We start from the raw sequence: 16613 nt of genomic DNA, 5'->3' as shown, positions 1-16613 counted from the left end.
TCCCTGCTCTATCCCTTGGCAAGCGCATACAGCGCGCTCCTCCAAGGCCCTTTACCTAAAGGAAAGGCAGATGATCAACTGGCATATCGTGTGTGACTTCGACGGGACCATTACGCCCACGGATGTCATCGACAACGTCCTCCAACGCTTCGCCGGCCCCGAGTGGGAAACCATTGAGCAGGAATGGCTGGATGGGCATATCGGTTCACGCGAATGCCTGAGCCGCCAACTGGCGCTGATCAAGGCCACCCCGGCTGAACTGCTGGCGTACTTTGACAGTGTCGAGATCGACCCGGACTTCCCGGATTTCGTCGATCACGTCATGGGCCTGGGTGCTTCCATCGAAGTGGTCAGCGACGGCATCGAGCAGGGCATTGCCCGCATCCTTTCGCGCAACTACGTGACCCTGCTGCCGATCCTCGCCAACCGCCTGCGCCAGGTTGACCAGGACAGCTGGCGCATCGACTTCCCGTATGCCAGCGATGCCTGTCGCGCTGCTGCCGGCAACTGCAAGTGCAAATCCACGCCGCGCAACAAGCGCGTGCTGGTGATCGGCGACGGCAAGTCCGACATGTGCGTGGCCTCCACCGCCGACTTCGTGTTCGCCAAGGGCAGCCTCGCCGACTACTGCGTCGCCCACCAGATCCCTCATGCGCGCTTCGACACCTTTGCGCAAGTGCCGGCGTTGCTGGCCAAGCTGCCACAAGGCCTCGCCGCCAACGCCACCACCTTCAACACCTCTTCTGACAATCAGGAACTCTTCCATCATGTCTGACATCCGTATCGCTACCGCCGAAGACCAGGTTCTCCTGGATAAAGAAGCCAAGTACTGCTCCTACGGCGACACCGTTCACTACATCGAGCCGCCGCGTATTTTCAGCCGCTGCGAAGGCTCTTATGTGTGGGACACCGAAGACCAGGCCTACCTCGACCTGCAAATGTGGTACTCGGCCGTCAACTTCGGCTATGCCAACCCGCGCCTGAACAACGCGCTGAAAAAGCAGATCGACACGCTGCCGCAAATCGCCAGCCAGTACCTGCACAAAGGCAAGATCGAGCTGTCGGAAATGATCGCGGTCGATGCCAAGAACAAGTTCGGCCTCGACGGCCGTGTGCACTTCAACGTCGGCGGCTCGCAGTCGATCGAAGACTCCCTGAAGGTGGTGCGTAACGCTACCAACGGCAAGAGCCTGATGTTCGCCTTCGAAGGCGGTTACCACGGGCGTACCCTTGGCGCCTCGTCGATCACCTCCAGCTACCGCTACCGTCGTCGTTACGGCCACTTCGGCGAACGTGCGCAGTTCATCCCGTTCCCGTACCACTTCCGTGGCCCTAAAGGCATGACCAAGGAAGAGTACGGCAGCCACTGCGTGCAGCAATTCGCCCGACTGTTCGAGACCGAATACAACGGCGTGTGGGACCCGAAAGTCGGCAGCAGCGAATACGCCGCGTTTTACGTAGAGCCGATCCAGGGCACTGGCGGCTATGTGATCCCGCCAATGAACTTCTACCGCGAGCTCAAGCACGTATTGGATCAGCACGGCATTTTGATGGTGTCGGATGAAATCCAGATGGGCTTCTACCGCACCGGCAAACTCTGGTCGATCGAACACTTCGACGTACAGCCGGACGTGATCGTGTTCGGCAAGGCGCTGACCAACGGCCTCAACCCACTGGGCGGCATCTGGGCCCGTGAAGAGTTGATCAACCCGACGGTGTTTCCGCCAGGTTCGACTCACTCCACCTTCGCCTCCAACCCGCTGGGCACCGCCGTCGGCCTGGAAATGTTCAAGATGACCAGCGAAGTCGACTACGGCGCCATGGTCATGGCCAAGGGCAAATACTTCCTGGAAGGCCTGCAAGACTTGCAAAAACGCTTCCCGATCATCGGCGATGTGGACGGCCTGGGCCTGGCGCTGCGCTGCGAAATCTGCGGCCCGGATGGCTTCACCCCGGACAAGGCGACCCTGGACTACATGGTCGAAGAAGGCATGAAAGGCGACATGCTGGTAGACGGCCAGAAACTCGGGCTGATCCTCGACGTAGGCGGTTACTACAAGAACGTGATCACCCTGGCGCCGTCGCTGGAAATCAGCTACCCGGAAATCGACCTGGGCCTGAAGTTGCTCGAGCAGCTGCTGGTGCGAGCGACCACGCGGTGAATGCTCAAGGGATCGACCTCGGTGAAGGCACTGCCGGTTTCGTTCTCGGTGAAGGTCCGGTCGGGATCCTGTTGATCCACGGCCTGACCGGCACGCCGACCGAGTTGCGCCAGGTCGCGAAGGGCCTGGCCAAGGTGGGTAACTGCACGGTGTATGTGCCCACACTGGCGGGGCACTGCGGCGACAACAGCGACCTGCAGGCCACCGGCTGGAGGGACTGGTACGAAGGCGTGCGCAAGACCTTCGTACAGGTCAAGCAACGCCACGGGCAGGTGTTTGTCGGTGGCTTGTCCATGGGCGCGGTGATGTCGATGTATGTGGCGTCCGAACATCCTGGGCAAGTCGCCGGGTTGCTGATGTATTCCACCACCTTGAAGTACGACGGTTGGAGCATCAACAAGCTGGCGTTCCTCACGCCGTTGCTGATGAAGATTCCATTCGGCGTACACATTTGCAGCTTCGAAGAGAAGCCGCCCTACGGCATCAAGAACGAGCGCCTGCGGGCCATCGTCGAGCGGCAGATGAAGGAAGGCGAGAGCAGCGAGGCGGGGTTGCTGACCATGGAAGGCATCACCGTGCGCGAGCTGCACCGCATGAACGCCGTGGTCAAGAAGCGCATGCCCCAGATCAAGGTGCCGGCGCTGGTGCTGCACTCCATCGAGGACGACATCACCAGCCGCTGGAACGCCGATTACGTGGAGCGCCACCTCGGCGGGCCGGTGACCAAGATCCTGTTGGACAACTGCTACCACATGATCACCGTCGATTTGCAGTACCGGCGGGTGATCGAGTTGAGTGCCAGGTTTGTCGAGCAGCACGCAGTGCAACTCAATCGTGTGGCGTGATTAGTTTACTTGTAGGAGCGAGCTTGCTGTGGCGAGCAAGCTTGCTTGCGCTGGGGTGCGAAGCACCCCCAAAAGCCTGCGACTGCTGCGCAGTCGAGCGGGAGCAAGCTCCCTCGCCACAGCAAGCTCGCTCCTACAGTAGAGCGGTGTTGATAAGGAAAAACTGTGATAACCACCCAAGCCTTCCCGACCATCCGGGCTATCCAGCGCGATGCCTGGAACGACTGTTTTCCCGGTGCCCTGGAGGATTGGGACTATTACCTGGCCGTGGAAAACGCCGCGATCGATGACTTTCAGTGGCGTTACCTCGCGGTCTTCGAGGATCAAACGCTGGTGGCCGTGGCTGCCGCGTTCGTCACCCATTATCGCCTCGACACCACGGTGTCGGGGGCCGGCAAGCGCTTGACCGAGCGCCTGGAGCAGCTGTGGCCTGGCGTTTTGCAATTGGCGTTGTACGCCATCGGTTCGCCGGTGGCTGAACGCTGTGATGCCGGTGTCGCCAGCCATGTGCCCGAATCCCGGCGCCCGTTGCTGTTGCAGCAGTTACTGGAGGCTGCGCGCAGCGATGCCGACGCGCTCGGTATCGGCTTGCTGGCGGTCAAGGATGCGCCCACCAACGACCCGCATTGGACCCAGAGCTGCCTTGCCGCAGGTTTTCAAAGCATGCCCAGCTTGCCCACGGGGGTGTTGCCGCTGCCTTATGGCTCGGTGGATGCCTACCTGGGTTCGCTGGGCAAATCCACGCGCAAGGACCTGCGCCGCAAACTGCGCGCACCAGGGCCGCGGGTCGAGTGGCGGCGTAATATCGATGATGTGCTGCCTGAGGTCATGCGCCTGTATGAAGCCACGCTCGCGCGCGCAGACTTGCAGTTCGAACGCCTGCCCGCCGGTTACTTCACGGGCGTGCTCGAACACCTGCACGAGCGGGCGGTCTGTGTTCTGTACTGGGTGGACGAGCGCCTGGTGGCGTTCAACCTTATCCTGCTGGATGAGCATCGGCTGGTGGACAAGTTCTTTGGCCATGACCTTGAGTTCAGCCGCGAGTACAACCTGTACTTCCGCAGTTGGTTGACCAATGTCGACTATTGTATTGAACACCGTATTCCGGTGTACGAGTGCGGCCAGGCCGGGTATGCCAGTAAACTGCGCCTGGGGTGCGAGTTCGAGGGCAACAGCCTGTTCTTCCGCCACCGTAACCGGCTGGTCAACGGCCTGCTCAAGCTTGTAAAACTGTTTATTCGACCGGATCGTTCCGACCCTGCCATGGCTGCTGCGATAAGCGAAACCTGATGATTACCAAGACCCGCCAGAAAGCCCGCCCCTTTGCCATCTCGCGTTGGAGCGTCCAGCGCAAGCTGGTGCTGGCGTTCTGGCTGGTCAGCGTGATTCCCACCATGATCGCGGCTGAGCTGGCTGCCACCACGCTGTCGCAGATTTTCGACAGCAACGTGCGTATCTGGCTGCAAGAGTCGACCAAGATCGTCAAGGACGAAATCGGCGACATCCTTCACGACAACGCGCGCATGGCCAAGCTGTTCCTGCGCTATACCAGCCCGCCGTCGTCCAAAAATGCCGAGAAGCATGACCGGCTCACCGCCGACATTGCCGATGCCACCGATATCGACGTGGTCGCGCTGATCCGCACCAGCGACCGTAAAGTGATGTTCAGCACGGCCGCCGATGACATCGTCAGGCAGATCAACCTCACCAGCAACGCGGTGCTGCAAACCGTGCAAGTCGCCGGCGTGAGCACGGGCCTGGTGGTGTCCACCTTCGAAACCAGCCGTGACGGCGTTGATTACCTGTTGCTGGTCGCCACTTACCTGGACAGCAGTTTCCTCACCAGCGTGGCCGATGTGCATTCCCTCGACCTGCGTCTGTATTTGGCCAACCCTGCCGGTTTTTCCGAAATATTTTCCACCCAGCGCTTCGCCAATCACCCCTCGCGCATCCCCAAGAATGTCGAGGCCTACCTGCGCAGCACCAAGCAGCCCAGCGAGCAGTTCACTAACCAGTACAGCGGTTTGTATTGGCCGATTTTCAATGATGCCGGCGAGTTGCAAGGCGTGATCTTCAGCGGCCTGCTACGCCATACCAGCCTGGTGGGGTTGGTGAACCAGAGCAACTTGTTCGTGCTGATCTTCCTGGTCAGCTCGGCGCTGTCACTGGCGGCCGGGTTGTTGGTGTCGCGGCGCCTGACCAAGCCCCTGCGCGATTTGTCCCAAGGCGTGGATGCGGTGATCTCGGGCAGTTATGCGCACCGTGTGGTGGTCAGTGGCGGTGACGAACTGGCGCAATTGAGCAGCACCTTCAACCACATGACCGAACGCCTGGGCGAGTTGCATCACCTGGAAGCCCAACTGCGTCGGCGTGACCGCTTGCATGCCCTGGGTGAAGTCGCCATGGGCCTGGCTCACGAAATTCGCAACCCACTGGGCATCATCAAGACCGCCACCCAACTGTTGCATCGGCGCGCTGACCTGGCGGAAACCGACAAGCGTCACCTGGAATATGTCATCAGCGAAGTCAGCCGCATCAACGAGCTGATTACCGAGTTCCTCGATTTCGCCAAGCCCAACCCGCCGATACGCGTGCAGCAACCGGCACGCGCGCTGGTGGAAGAAATCCTCGGTTTCTGCGGCCCGGAGCTGAGTAGTCATCGCATTGACGCGCAGATCGACGACCAGGCGCCTGGCGCGACGATCTACGCCGATGCCAAGCAGCTCAAACAGGCCTGTCTCAACCTAATTCTCAACGCCATCGACGCGATGCCCGACGGCGGGCGCCTGACCCTGGGCATTCGCAGCGTGGGCGACAACACTGTGATCAGCATCGCCGATACCGGCGAAGGCATCCCGGCGGACATGGTGGAGCGCATCTTCACGCCATTCGTCACCACCAAGGCCTCGGGCACAGGCCTGGGCCTGGCCAAAGTCTATTCGATCATGGAAAGTCACGACGGCAGCATCGAATGCGCCAGTGAGAAAGATGCCGGCGCGACCTTCAGCCTGTACATTCCGGCTGACGGTGAAGACGACGGTGAAGATGAGGACGGGCATGACGCATAACGTATTGGTGGTCGACGACGAGCCCAAGCTCTGTGATCTGCTGACCCAGGCCTTGAGCCAGAACGGCATCCAGGTGTTCAGCGCGGGCAATGGCCTGCATGCGCTCAAGGTGCTGGGGGAGGAGGACATCGACCTGGTCATCAGCGACTGGCGCATGCCGGGCATGGACGGGCCGGCGTTGCTGGCCGAGATCAAGGTGCGTTATCCGACCTTGCCGGTAATCGTGATGACGGCCTACAGCACGGTGAAAAACGCCGTGCAGTCGATGCGTAACGGTGCCTATGACTACATTGCCAAGCCGTTCGACATCGACGAGCTGGACATCACCGTGGCCAAGGCCCTGCAATTTCGCGACATCATGCGCGACAACGCGCGCATGCGCGCCGAGCTGGACGAGCATGCTCAGTTCGACAGCCTGGTGGGCGACAGTCCGGCGTTTCGCCAAGTGCTCCAGGCGGTGGATTCGGTGCGTGACAGCAACGCTACTATCCTGCTGACCGGCGAAAGCGGCACTGGCAAGGAAATGGTCGCCCGCGCCATCCACAAGCATGGCAGCCGTGCCGACCAACCCTTCGTGGCGGTCAATTGCGCAGCCATTCCTGAAGGCTTGTTGGAAAGCGAAATGTTCGGCCATCGCAAAGGCGCGTTCACCGGCGCCGTGGCTGACCGGGTAGGGCGCTTCATGCAGGCCGACAAGGGCACGCTGTTTCTGGATGAGGTGGGTGATATGCCCTTGGCGTTGCAGGCCAAGATTCTGCGCGCCTTGCAGGAGCGGGTTATCGAGCCGGTAGGCGACCCCCGCGAGCGCAAGGTAGATGTACGGGTAATTGCCGCCACCAACAAGAACCTGCTGGATGCGGTGGCGGCCAAGGAGTTTCGCGAAGACCTGTATTACCGCCTGAATGTCTTCCCGATTCCGTTGCCGTCGTTGCGCGAACGCGTGGAAGACATCGCGCCCCTGGCGCGCCACTTCGCTCACACTTTGAGCGCCACCACTGGCAAACGTATCACCGGTTTCAGCCCCGAGGCGTTGCAGGCCATGGCGGCGTATCACTGGCCGGGCAATATCCGCGAGCTGCAAAACTGCGTGGAGCGCGCAACCATCGTGGCGGCTTCATCGGTGATCGAGGATATTGATTTGCCGGGGTATCTGTTTGCTTCCACACCGAGCGAGGGTGATGTGACCGCGATCCTCAGCGACGGCCCAGGCGTGCCGCGGGATCTGGATGCGGCGCTGGCCGAAGTGGAGAAAGCCTATATTCTTGCGGCGCTGCAGGAGAGCAATGGGGTGCAGGCCGCGGCGGCGCAGCGGATCGGGATTTCCGAAAGGAGCTTCTGGTATCGCCTGAAGAAGCTGGGGATTCAGGTCGACAAGATCGTGCGCTGATCTGAGAGTGGTAACTCATGATCGCTCCCACGCTCCACGTGGGAGTGCCTCTGGTGACGCTCTGCGTCACGCGTGTGGACGCGGAGCGTCCTTGGCTGCATTCCCACGCGGGAGCGTGGGAACGATCTGCCGTGTTGCGTCAGGTGTGCAGGCGTACCCACACGCTGACCAACACCGTCGCGGCCATCAACCAGGCCACGGCGGCGACTGCCAGCGATGCCTCCAACCGCAGCCGATCGACCATCACATACAGCGTCGCCAAATACACAAAGTACGGAATGATCGACCACATCCCGAACAGGATCGTGGTCTTCAAGTCCGCAACCGTTCGGCCTTTGCCGACGATGTAATGGGCGATCAGCGCAAAAGTGGGAAACAGCGGCACCAAGCCTGCGATGTAATAGTTTCTGGTCTTGGCCAGCGCCGCCAGGATCAGCACCACTGCGGCGCCAAGTGCAGCCTTCAGGAACAGATCCATCAGTGACTCAACCCGTATTTCTTGACCTTGTCGAACAGGGTGGTCTTGGCCATCCCCAGTTCCTGGCTGGCCTGGGTCAGGTTCCCGCCGCTGCGTTGCAGGGCATCGTTGAGCAGGTTGCGCTCAAAGGCTTCCACCGCCTCGGTAAAGGCAACCCCTTGGTTGCCGCTGCCGGCGCCGCTTTTCTTGAAGGCGGGCAGGCCGAGGGCGAAACGTTCGGCGACGTTGCGCAGCTCACGCACGTTGCCTGGCCAGTCGTGGCTCATCAGGCTGGACAGGGTCTGGTTGTCCAGCTCCGGCACCGCCCGGTCGAAGCGTAGCGACGATTGCTGCAGGAAGTGTTCGAACAGTTGCAGGATGTCTTCGCGCCGCTCGCGCAAAGGCGGCAGTTCCAGGGTGACGACGTTGAGGCGGTAGTACAGGTCGCTGCGGAACTGGCTGGCGCGGCTCAACTCGTCGAGGTCGGACTTGGTGGCAGCGATTACCCGGCAATCCACCGCCACGCTCTGGTTCGAACCCAGGCGTTCCAACGTACGTTCTTGCAGCACCCGCAGCAATTTGATCTGCAGGTTGATCGGCATGCTCTCTACTTCATCGAGGAACAGCGTGCCTTGATGGGCATGCTCGATCTTGCCGATGCGACGTTTGCCGGCGCCGGTGAAGGCGTTGGCCTCGTGGCCGAAAATCTCGCTTTCAAACAGGTTTTCCGGCAGGCCACCGCAGTTGAGGGCGACGAACTGGTGGGTATGGCGCCGGCTGAAATCATGCAGGCAGCGCGCGACCAGTTCCTTGCCGGTGCCGGTCTCGCCTTCGATCAGCACGTTGGCCGAGGTATCGGCGACATTGGCAATCAGTTCGCGCAGGTTTTGCATGGCCGGCGAGCGGCCGATGATGCGGCCTTCCAGTGAGTCGCGTTCGGCCAGTTGCCGGCGTAGCGACCAGACTTCCCGCGCCAGCCCGCGTTGTTCCAGGGCGCGGCGTGCCACGTCCACCAGGCGTTCGGGCGAGAAGGGTTTCTCCATGAAGTCGTAGGCGCCGTTACGCATGGCGCCCACCGCCATGGAGATATCGCCATGCCCGGTGATCAACACCACCGGCAGGCTTTTATCCAGGGCCTTGAGGCGGGTCAGCAGTTCCAGGCCATCGATGCCCGGCAGGCGGATATCGCTGATGACGATGCCGGCAAAGTTTTCGCCGATGCGCTTGAGCGCTTCTTCGGCGCTGCCCACGCCGACGCTAGTGATGTCTTCGAGCGCCAATGCTTGCTGGCAACCGAGCAGTACATGGGGGTCGTCTTCGACGATCAGGACGGTAAGGTCTTGGGCTTGTGTATTCATGTCGACTCAGCTCGTTGAGCGCCCACCAATGGCAGGTTCAGGACAAAGGCGGTACCACCATTGGCCGGATGTTCCACGGCAAGGCTACCGCCTGTGGCGGCCGCGAGGCTTGCGGAAAGGGTCAGGCCCAAGCCCAGGCCTTGTTCGCCGGGCTTGGTGGTAAAAAAGGGTTCGAACAAATGCTTGCGCGCCTCGGGGTCGATGCCGTGGCCATTATCACGCACCAACAGGCGGTATTTGCCATCGCCGCTCTGGCCTTCCAGCCACAGTTGCGGCACTGCTTGGGCCTGCATCGCATCGAGCGCGTTACCGATCAGGTTGACCAGGATCTGCTCCAGGCGGGTCTGGTCGATCTGCAATTGGGCGTTGGCAAAGTCACGGTGCACGGTCAACGGCAGGCTGTCCAGGCGCGCGCCGAGCACCTGGAACGCGGCGTCCACGGCCTTGCCGAGGCTGGCTTCGCCCTGGTCGTCACCGCGCCGGGCAAAGGAGCGCAGGCTGGCGGTGATGCGGCCCATGCGGTCGATCAGTTCGTTGATGGTCTTGAGGTTGGTGCTGGCAGTGTCCAGGGCGCCGCGCTCAAGGAAGCGTACGGTGTTGCCCGACAGCGTGCGCAAGGCCGCCAGCGGCTGGTTCAGTTCGTGGGCGATGCTGGTGGACATCTGGCCGATGGCCGCGAGTTTGCCGGCCTGTACCAGTTCGTCCTGGGCGCGGCGCAAGGTTTCTTCGGCCTGGCGTCGTTCGCGAATCTGGCCCTTGAGCCGTTCGTTGCTGGCGCGCAGGTCGGCGGTGCGTTCGGCAATCCGACGCTCAAGCTGGCTGTTGGCTTCCTGCAAGGCTTCGCGTGCGGCGAGGCGGGTGGCGATGACCTTGCGTCGCTCGTTCCAGGCAATCAGCAGGAAGGCGACCAGGCCGAAGGCGACGGCCACCAGGATGCCCTGGTTGATCGCGGCGCGGCGCAGGTCGTTGAGTGGGGTGAGCAGGGTGAAGTTCCACGGCGTGTCGTTCAGCGGGCGGGTCTGCGCCAGGTAGCTGACCGCGTGCTGGTCGTTGACCACTTCGGTGTTGGCCGGAAAGGTCAGTTTCTCGGTGCCTTCGTTCAGGCGCTCACGGGCCAGGGGTTGCAGTTCATTGAGCGTCGCCCAGTAATATTGCAGGCTGTGGGCCAGGCGGTCCTTGGTGTCATCGCTCAGCGGGCGTACGGCCTTGAGGCGACGCGCCGGGTCGCTGGAAAGAATAATGATGCCGTTCTCATCGCTCACGAAAGCTTCGAGGCGCGCACGTTGCCAGCGCTCTTCAAGGGCTTCGAGGCGCACCTTGACCACGGCGACGCCGATGATCTTGCCGTGCTCTTCCAGGCCGTGGGCCAGGTAATAGCCGGGTTCGCCGTTGGTGCTGCCGATGCCGTAGAAACGACCGGGCTGGCCGCGTACGGCGTTCTGGAAATAGGCGCGAAAGGACAGGTCCTCACCTTGGTAGCTGTCGGCATCGCGCCAGTTACTGGTGGCCAGCACGCGGCCGGTAGTGTCCATCACATAGATGGCGCGGCTGCGACTGCGGCGGTTCAGGCCTTCGAGGTAGTCGTTGACCGTCTTGCGGGTTTCCTGGTTCGGGTCGGCGAGCAGTTGGGAAACACTGGACTCCAGTTCCAGCAGGCTGGGCAGGTAGGTGTACTTGCTCAGTTCGCTTTCGACGGTGCGGGCGTGCAGCTCCAACTGGCGTTCGCCATTGTCGCTGAGGGTGCGGATGCCGTAGTAGTCACTGACCCAGAAGCCGATATAACCCAGGCCGACCATGAGGGCGATGATCAACGGCGGCAGGAACAGTTGGCGTATCAGACGAGGCTTCACGGCAAGTGATGGCGGCGCGGCGCGATATTGATTGGGGTCGCATTTCATCACAGATGCCTTGGGTCAGCTACTTCTCGCCAGTGTAAGAGCGGGCTTGTGTGGGAGCCGGGCTTGCCCGCGATGCAGGCGCCTCGGTGTAACAGTTGCACCGAGGCGATGCCATCGCAGGCAAGCCAGCTCCCACACAAGCCCGGCTCCTACAGGACGAACGGTGTTGCTTTTAGTGCTGCAGGATTTTCTCGAGGAAGTGCTGCGCACGCTCGGAGCGGGCGCTGATGTCGCCGAAGAACTCTTCTTTCGGGCAGTCTTCGATGATCTTGCCGGCGTCCATGAAGATCACGCGGTCGGCCACTTTGCGCGCAAAGCCCATTTCGTGGGTCACGCACATCATGGTCATGCCTTCGTGGGCCAGTTGCACCATCACGTCGAGCACTTCGTTGACCATTTCCGGGTCCAGCGCCGAGGTCGGTTCGTCGAACAGCATGACGATCGGGTCCATGGCCAGGGCGCGGGCAATCGCCACACGTTGTTGCTGGCCGCCGGAGAGTTGGCCAGGGTGCTTGTGGGCGTGTGCCGACAAGCCCACGCGGTCGAGCAGTTGCAGGCCCTTCTTGGTGGCCTCTTCCTTGCTGCGGCCCAGCACCTTGATCTGCGCGATGGTCAGGTTTTCGGTGATGGTCAGGTGCGGGAACAGCTCGAAGTGCTGGAACACCATGCCTACGCGCGAACGCAGTTTTGGCAGGTTGGTCTTCGGGTCGGCGATGGAGGTGCCGTCGACGACGATGTCGCCTTTCTGGAACGGTTCCAGTGCGTTGACGCACTTGATCAGGGTGGATTTGCCCGAGCCGGATGGCCCGCACACCACGATCACTTCGCCTTTTTTAACCTCGGTGCTGCAATCGGTCAGCACCTGGAAGTCGCCATACCACTTGTTGATGTTCTTGATAGAGATCATACGGCAAACCTTTTTTGCAGACGCTTGACCAGCAGCGAGGCGGAAAAGCTGATGATGAAGTAGACGACACCGGCGAAGATCAGGAACTCATTGGAGCGGCCGATGATGTCGCCGTTGGAGCGGGCGGAGTTGAGGAAGTCCACCAGGCCCACGGTGTAGACCAGGGAGGTGTCCTGGAACAGGATGATCGACTGTTGCAGCAGCAACGGCGTCATCTTGCGGAACGCCTGGGGCAGGATGATCAGGCGCATGGTCTGGCCGTAGGTCATGCCCATGGCTTGTGCCGCCGCCATCTGGCCCTTGGGAATCGACTGCACACCGGCTCGTACGATTTCGCAGAAGTACGCGGCCTCGAACATCATGAACGCCACGACGCAGGAGGTGAACGCGCCGATAGGGGTGTCTTCGCCGGTGATCCAGCGCAGCACGAATGGCACCGCCAGGTAGAACCAGGTGATCACCAGCAGCAAGGGGATCGAGCGGAAGTAGTTCACGTAGGCGCCGGCCACGCGGGACAGCAGTTTGTTGGACGACAAGCGCATCAGGGCCAGGATGGTCCCGATGATGATGCCGCCGACCACGCCCATGACCATCAGCTTCAAGGTCATGACCATGCCGTTCCACAGGCCTGGAATGGCGGGGATGATGCCGCTGAAATCGAAGTCCATTATTTGCCCCCCACGGAGATCAGGCCGGGCACTGCGACTTTCTTCTCGACCACGCGCATCAGCAGCATCAGGCTCATGTTCAGGGTGAAGTAGATCAGCGTGGCCAGGGTGAAGGCTTCAAACAGGTTGGCCGAGAACTCGGCGGTCTGTTTGGTTTGCGCCAGCAGTTCCATCAAGCCGATCAAGGACGCCACGGAGGAGTTCTTGAACACGTTGAGGAATTCCGAGGTAAGCGGCGGAATGATGATGCGGTAAGCCTGGGGCAGCAGCACGTTCCAGTAGATTTGCGGCAGCTTGAAGCCCATGGCGCGCGCCGCGGATTCCTGGCCGCGTGGCAGCGCCTGGATACCGGTACGCACTTGCTCGCACACACGGGCGGCGGTGAACAGGCCCAGGCACACCACGACGCTCAGGTAGGCCGAGGTGGTCGGGTTCAGGTCTTGTTTGTACCAGTCCTGCAGGTTCTGCGGCAGCATGTCCGGTACCAGGAAGTACCAGATGAACAGCTGAACCAGCAGCGGCACGTTACGAAACAGTTCCACGTAGCAGGTCGCGATGCCCGATACGAGGCGGTTTGGCACAGTGCGCATGACCCCCAGAATGGAGCCCAGCAGCAAGGCGATAATCCATGCCACGACAGCGATGGCGATGGTCCAGCCCAGCCCGGAGAGGTACCAGTCGAGATAAGTCTCGCTGCCCACGCCGGTGGACTTGAAGAACACGCCCCAGTCCCAGTTGTAATTCATTAGGGTCTCCCCTCGAGATCGATCGATGTACAAGCACCCGCTTGGGGAAGATCCGTTCCCGCCTGACGTTGAACGCCAGGCACACACGATCGGCTCGAAAACCGCCAGGTCGAGTGTTCCAAGTTAAAACCAGCAGGTAATTACAGACGCCTGAGGGAGGGTTGGCTCCCTCAGGACATAAGCTTAGTCAGGTATCAGATTTTTACTTCTGGCGCTGGTTTGTCGCTAGGGTTAGCGATCAGCTCCTTGACCTTGTCGCTCATCGGGAAGTTCAGGTTCAGGCCTTTCGGTGGGATCGGGCTTTCGAACCATTTGGCGTAGATCTTGTTGATCTCGCCGGACTTGTACAGGGCGACAATGGCGTCATCCACGGCTTTCTTGAAGTCCGGGTCGCCTTTGCGAACCATGCAAGCGTAGGCTTCGAAGGACTGCGGAGTACCGGTAATGACCCAGTCGTCCGGCTTCTTGGCCTTGGCTTCTTCACCGGCCAGCAGGGCGTCGTCCATCATGAATGCAACGGCGCGGCCGCTTTCGAGCATCTGGAAGGATTCGCCGTGGTCTTTGGCGGAGATAACGTTCATGCCCATCTGCTTGTCGGCGTTCATCGCCTTGATGATGCGCTCGGACGTGGTGCCGGCGGTGGTCACGACGTTTTTGCCTTTCAGGTCGGCAAAGTCAGCGTAGGACGGCTTGCCTTCCTTGTCTTTCTTGACCAGCAGGCGGGTGCCGATTTCGAAGATGTTGACGGTGAAATCAACTTGCTGGGCGCGTTCGGTGTTGTTGGTGGTGGAGCCGCACTCCAGATCCGCGGTGCCGTTCTGGATCAACGGGATACGGGTTTGCGAGGTCACCAGGTTGTACTTGGCTTTGAGGTCGGGTTTGTTCAGGTCTTTTTTCAGTTGCTCGACAACGGCCAACTGGATGTCGTGGGAGTAGCCCACGGGTTTGCCCGAGCCATCCGCGATGTAGGAAAACGGAATGGAGCTGTCGCGGTGAGCGAGAGTGATGGTGCCGGAGTCGTTGATTTTCTTCAGTGTGCCGGTGAGTTCGGCGGCAAAAACTGGAGTGCTGATCAGAGCAGCAGCGATAGCTGCGCCCAGGATATGGGGAACGATGCGCATCAATACTTCCTCGACATTTGTTTTTTTTATGAAGCCAGCTGAACGGCTCTCTTGTAAAGCGACTGCCCCTGACGGCTCCTAAGGCGCCTCAGGCAATCGTTGAAGAGTGTAGAGCATGAGTCGTGCCATACCGAAAACAAAAGGATAACTTCATGATTTATATGGAAATTAACTTTTTGTGTCGGCAGTATTTTCGGTCGGTAGTCCGGCAAACCGAATAGGGCAGAGGTGCGCGTTCGGAAAACCGAATAGTCCGTAGGAGCGAGCTTGCTCGCGAAAAACGCAAAAACGCCGCGTTTATGCTGAATAAACGCGGCGCTCTCGGGTTTTTCGCGAGCACGCTCGCTCCTACACTGGGGCGGTCAGGCGGCTTCGATCTTGCTGCGGTTCTGCTCGACCTTGGACAAGTAGCGCTGCAGGTTTTCCTGCTCTTGCGGCGTGGTGAACAGGCCAAGCTTGGTACGGCGCCACAGCACGTCCTGCGGTTGTGTTACCCACTCTTCGGCGCACAGGTAGTCGACTTCGCGGGTATAGAGGCCGCCACCCAAGTGGTCACCCAGATCGGCGAGCGATTGCACGCCTTCCAGCAAGCGCCAGGTGCGGCTGCCGTAGGTGGTGGACCAGCGACGGGCGATCTCGCTCGGTACCCAGTCGAACTTGGCGCGGATGGCATCGGCCAGGGCTTCTGGGGTAGTCATGTGTTCGCCACCGGGCAGGCTGGCTGTGGCAGTCCAGCTTGGGCGCATCTGGGTGAAGTACGGCGCCAGTTGGGCCATGGCCGACTCAGCCAGTTTGCGATAGGTGGTCAGCTTGCCACCGAACACCGACAGGATCGGCGCTTCGCCGGTGCCGCCGGACAGCGACAGGGTGTAGTCACGCGTAATGGCCGACGGGTTGTCCGACTCGTCATTGCACAGTGGGCGCACGCCGGAGTAGGTGTGGACGATATCGTCGCGGCTCAGCTGTTTCTTGAAGTGCGCGTTGACCACTTTAAGCATGTAGTCGGTTTCACCTTCGGTGATCGCCACTGCAGCCGGGTCGCCGGTGTATTCGCGGTCGGTGGTGCCGATGATGGTCAAGTGGTTCAGGTACGGAATGGTGAAGACGATGCGTTGGTCTTCGTTTTGCAGAATATGCGCGTGAGCACCCTCGTACAGTCTCGGCACGATCAGGTGGCTGCCCTGGATCAGACGAATGCCGTACGGTGAATCCAGCTTCAGGTCGTCCCGGATGAATTTGGCCACCCATGGGCCGGCGGCATTCACCAGGGCGCGGGCGCGGATCGAGAACAGGCTGCCGTCGGCACGTTCCATGTTCATTTCCCACATGCCGTTGCTGCGCTTGGCGCTGACGCAACGGGTCTGGGTGTGGATGTGCGCGCCTTTCTCGCGGGCAGCCATGGCGTTGAGTACCACCAGGCGGGCGTCGTCGACCCAGCAGTCGGAGTATTCAAAGCCTTTGGTGATTTCGCTTTTCAGCGGGCTGTCGGCACCGAACTTGAGGCTTTTGGAACCCGCGAGCTTTTCGCGCTTGCCCAAGTGGTCATAAAGGAACAGGCCAGCACGAATCATCCAGGCCGGGCGCAGGTGCGGGCGGTGCGGCAGTACGAAGCGCATTTGCTTGACGATGTGCGGTGCCTTGGCCAGCAGTACTTCGCGTTCGGCCAATGCTTCACGCACCAGACGGAATTCGTAATGCTCCAGGTAACGCAGTCCACCGTGGATCAGCTTGCTGCTGGCCGATGAGGTGTGGCTGGCCAAGTCATCCTTTTCGCAAAGGAATACCGACAAACCGCGACCGGCTGCGTCTGCTGCAATCCCGACGCCATTGATCCCGCCACCAATTACGGCAACGTCATAGACTTCGGCAAGCGGTGGAGCAGGCAAGGTGGAAGGGTTCATCGGCTGGCCTCGCGATCTTTTCGTCTTGGAATTCGAACATGAATGTTCATTTGCGAAAATGGTAGCTGATAATTGCGGGCACAGCCACCCGAATT

Annotated in this window: 14 protein-coding genes; 6 read left to right on the top strand and 8 right to left on the bottom strand. The window is 60.7% G+C overall.

Features of this window, described 5'->3' with window-relative positions; all coding sequences use genetic code 11:
- Positions 1–70: 70 nt before the first annotated feature.
- The 6 genes from GIV26_RS13760 (at position 71) to GIV26_RS13735 (ending at position 7462) form a co-directional block, all read left to right on the top strand.
- On the top strand, positions 71–775 hold the full coding sequence (locus GIV26_RS13760) for an MtnX-like HAD-IB family phosphatase (RefSeq protein WP_054897708.1): 705 nt from the start codon (positions 71–73) through the stop codon (positions 773–775).
- A complete protein-coding gene (locus GIV26_RS13755) occupies positions 768–2162 on the top strand; it encodes an aspartate aminotransferase family protein (protein WP_236281100.1) in 1395 nt (464 codons plus the stop codon). The genes GIV26_RS13760 and GIV26_RS13755 overlap by 8 nt, the downstream gene beginning before the upstream one ends.
- Positions 2159–3007, top strand: coding sequence for an alpha/beta hydrolase (locus GIV26_RS13750; RefSeq protein WP_236281097.1), 849 nt, complete (start codon positions 2159–2161; stop codon positions 3005–3007). Before GIV26_RS13755 ends, GIV26_RS13750 begins: the two co-directional genes overlap by 4 nt.
- A 165-nt stretch (positions 3008–3172) precedes the next feature.
- Complete coding sequence (locus tag GIV26_RS13745; RefSeq protein ID WP_054897710.1) at positions 3173–4297, top strand: GNAT family N-acetyltransferase; 1125 nt, start codon at positions 3173–3175, stop codon at positions 4295–4297.
- Complete coding sequence (locus GIV26_RS13740) at positions 4297–6075, top strand: sensor histidine kinase (protein WP_032893334.1); 1779 nt, start codon at positions 4297–4299, stop codon at positions 6073–6075. The genes GIV26_RS13745 and GIV26_RS13740 overlap by 1 nt, the downstream gene beginning before the upstream one ends.
- Positions 6065–7462: a sigma-54-dependent transcriptional regulator gene (locus tag GIV26_RS13735; RefSeq protein WP_034126458.1), complete on the top strand. Its 1398-nt coding sequence runs from the start codon at positions 6065–6067 to the stop codon at positions 7460–7462. The genes GIV26_RS13740 and GIV26_RS13735 overlap by 11 nt, the downstream gene beginning before the upstream one ends.
- Before the next feature lie 139 nt (positions 7463–7601).
- On the opposite strand, the gene GIV26_RS13730 is transcribed toward GIV26_RS13735, so the two are convergent.
- The 8 genes from GIV26_RS13730 to glpD form a co-directional block, all read right to left on the bottom strand.
- The gene (locus GIV26_RS13730; RefSeq protein ID WP_014717129.1) at positions 7602–7940 is read right to left on the bottom strand and encodes a GlpM family protein; all 339 of its coding nucleotides are present in this window, start codon (positions 7938–7940) and stop codon (positions 7602–7604) included.
- Entirely contained in the window at positions 7940–9277 is a 1338-nt protein-coding gene (locus tag GIV26_RS13725) for a sigma-54-dependent transcriptional regulator (protein WP_034126459.1), read from the bottom strand. Before GIV26_RS13725 ends, GIV26_RS13730 begins: the two co-directional genes overlap by 1 nt.
- The gene (locus GIV26_RS13720) at positions 9274–11175 is read right to left on the bottom strand and encodes a sensor histidine kinase (RefSeq protein WP_014717131.1); all 1902 of its coding nucleotides are present in this window, start codon (positions 11173–11175) and stop codon (positions 9274–9276) included. The genes GIV26_RS13725 and GIV26_RS13720 overlap by 4 nt, the downstream gene beginning before the upstream one ends.
- A gap of 172 nt (positions 11176–11347) precedes the next feature.
- Positions 11348–12082, bottom strand: coding sequence for an amino acid ABC transporter ATP-binding protein (locus tag GIV26_RS13715; protein WP_003188952.1), 735 nt, complete (start codon positions 12080–12082; stop codon positions 11348–11350).
- Positions 12079–12750: an amino acid ABC transporter permease gene (locus GIV26_RS13710; RefSeq protein ID WP_003188954.1), complete on the bottom strand. Its 672-nt coding sequence runs from the start codon at positions 12748–12750 to the stop codon at positions 12079–12081. Before GIV26_RS13710 ends, GIV26_RS13715 begins: the two co-directional genes overlap by 4 nt.
- Positions 12750–13496: an amino acid ABC transporter permease gene (locus GIV26_RS13705; RefSeq protein ID WP_014717132.1), complete on the bottom strand. Its 747-nt coding sequence runs from the start codon at positions 13494–13496 to the stop codon at positions 12750–12752. The genes GIV26_RS13710 and GIV26_RS13705 overlap by 1 nt, the downstream gene beginning before the upstream one ends.
- 194 nt (positions 13497–13690) lie before the next feature.
- Positions 13691–14617 carry a glutamate/aspartate ABC transporter substrate-binding protein gene (locus GIV26_RS13700; RefSeq protein ID WP_003188957.1) on the bottom strand — a complete coding sequence of 309 codons (927 nt, stop codon included), beginning with the start codon at positions 14615–14617 and terminating at the stop codon, positions 13691–13693.
- A gap of 362 nt (positions 14618–14979) precedes the next feature.
- Positions 14980–16518 carry a glycerol-3-phosphate dehydrogenase gene (glpD, locus tag GIV26_RS13695; protein WP_034126461.1) on the bottom strand — a complete coding sequence of 513 codons (1539 nt, stop codon included), beginning with the start codon at positions 16516–16518 and terminating at the stop codon, positions 14980–14982.
- Positions 16519–16613 lie beyond the last annotated feature (95 nt).

Origin of the sequence: Pseudomonas sp. PA-1-3F (genome assembly GCF_021609665.1) — a bacterium.
GTDB lineage: Bacteria > Pseudomonadota > Gammaproteobacteria > Pseudomonadales > Pseudomonadaceae > Aquipseudomonas > Aquipseudomonas paracarnis.
The sequence above is the reverse complement of the archived record's forward strand: the minus strand, read 5'-3'. Positions and strand labels throughout refer to the sequence as shown.

Bases quoted from the DNA above. Each gene is read 5' to 3' on its own strand.
- GIV26_RS13740 (WP_032893334.1), top strand. From the start codon at position 4,297: ATGATTACCAAGACCCGCCAGAAAGCCCGCCCCTTTGCCATCTCGCGT.
- GIV26_RS13720 (WP_014717131.1), bottom strand. From the start codon at position 11,175: ATGAAATGCGACCCCAATCAATATCGCGCCGCGCCGCCATCACTTGCC.
- GIV26_RS13705 (WP_014717132.1), bottom strand. From the start codon at position 13,496: ATGAATTACAACTGGGACTGGGGCGTGTTCTTCAAGTCCACCGGCGTG.
- GIV26_RS13760 (WP_054897708.1), top strand. From the start codon at position 71: ATGATCAACTGGCATATCGTGTGTGACTTCGACGGGACCATTACGCCC.
- GIV26_RS13725 (WP_034126459.1), bottom strand. From the start codon at position 9,277: ATGAATACACAAGCCCAAGACCTTACCGTCCTGATCGTCGAAGACGAC.
- GIV26_RS13755 (WP_236281100.1), top strand. From the start codon at position 768: ATGTCTGACATCCGTATCGCTACCGCCGAAGACCAGGTTCTCCTGGAT.
- glpD (WP_034126461.1), bottom strand. From the start codon at position 16,518: ATGAACCCTTCCACCTTGCCTGCTCCACCGCTTGCCGAAGTCTATGAC.
- GIV26_RS13710 (WP_003188954.1), bottom strand. From the start codon at position 12,750: ATGGACTTCGATTTCAGCGGCATCATCCCCGCCATTCCAGGCCTGTGG.
- GIV26_RS13715 (WP_003188952.1), bottom strand. From the start codon at position 12,082: ATGATCTCTATCAAGAACATCAACAAGTGGTATGGCGACTTCCAGGTG.
- GIV26_RS13730 (WP_014717129.1), bottom strand. From the start codon at position 7,940: ATGGATCTGTTCCTGAAGGCTGCACTTGGCGCCGCAGTGGTGCTGATC.
- GIV26_RS13735 (WP_034126458.1), top strand. From the start codon at position 6,065: ATGACGCATAACGTATTGGTGGTCGACGACGAGCCCAAGCTCTGTGAT.
- GIV26_RS13700 (WP_003188957.1), bottom strand. From the start codon at position 14,617: ATGCGCATCGTTCCCCATATCCTGGGCGCAGCTATCGCTGCTGCTCTG.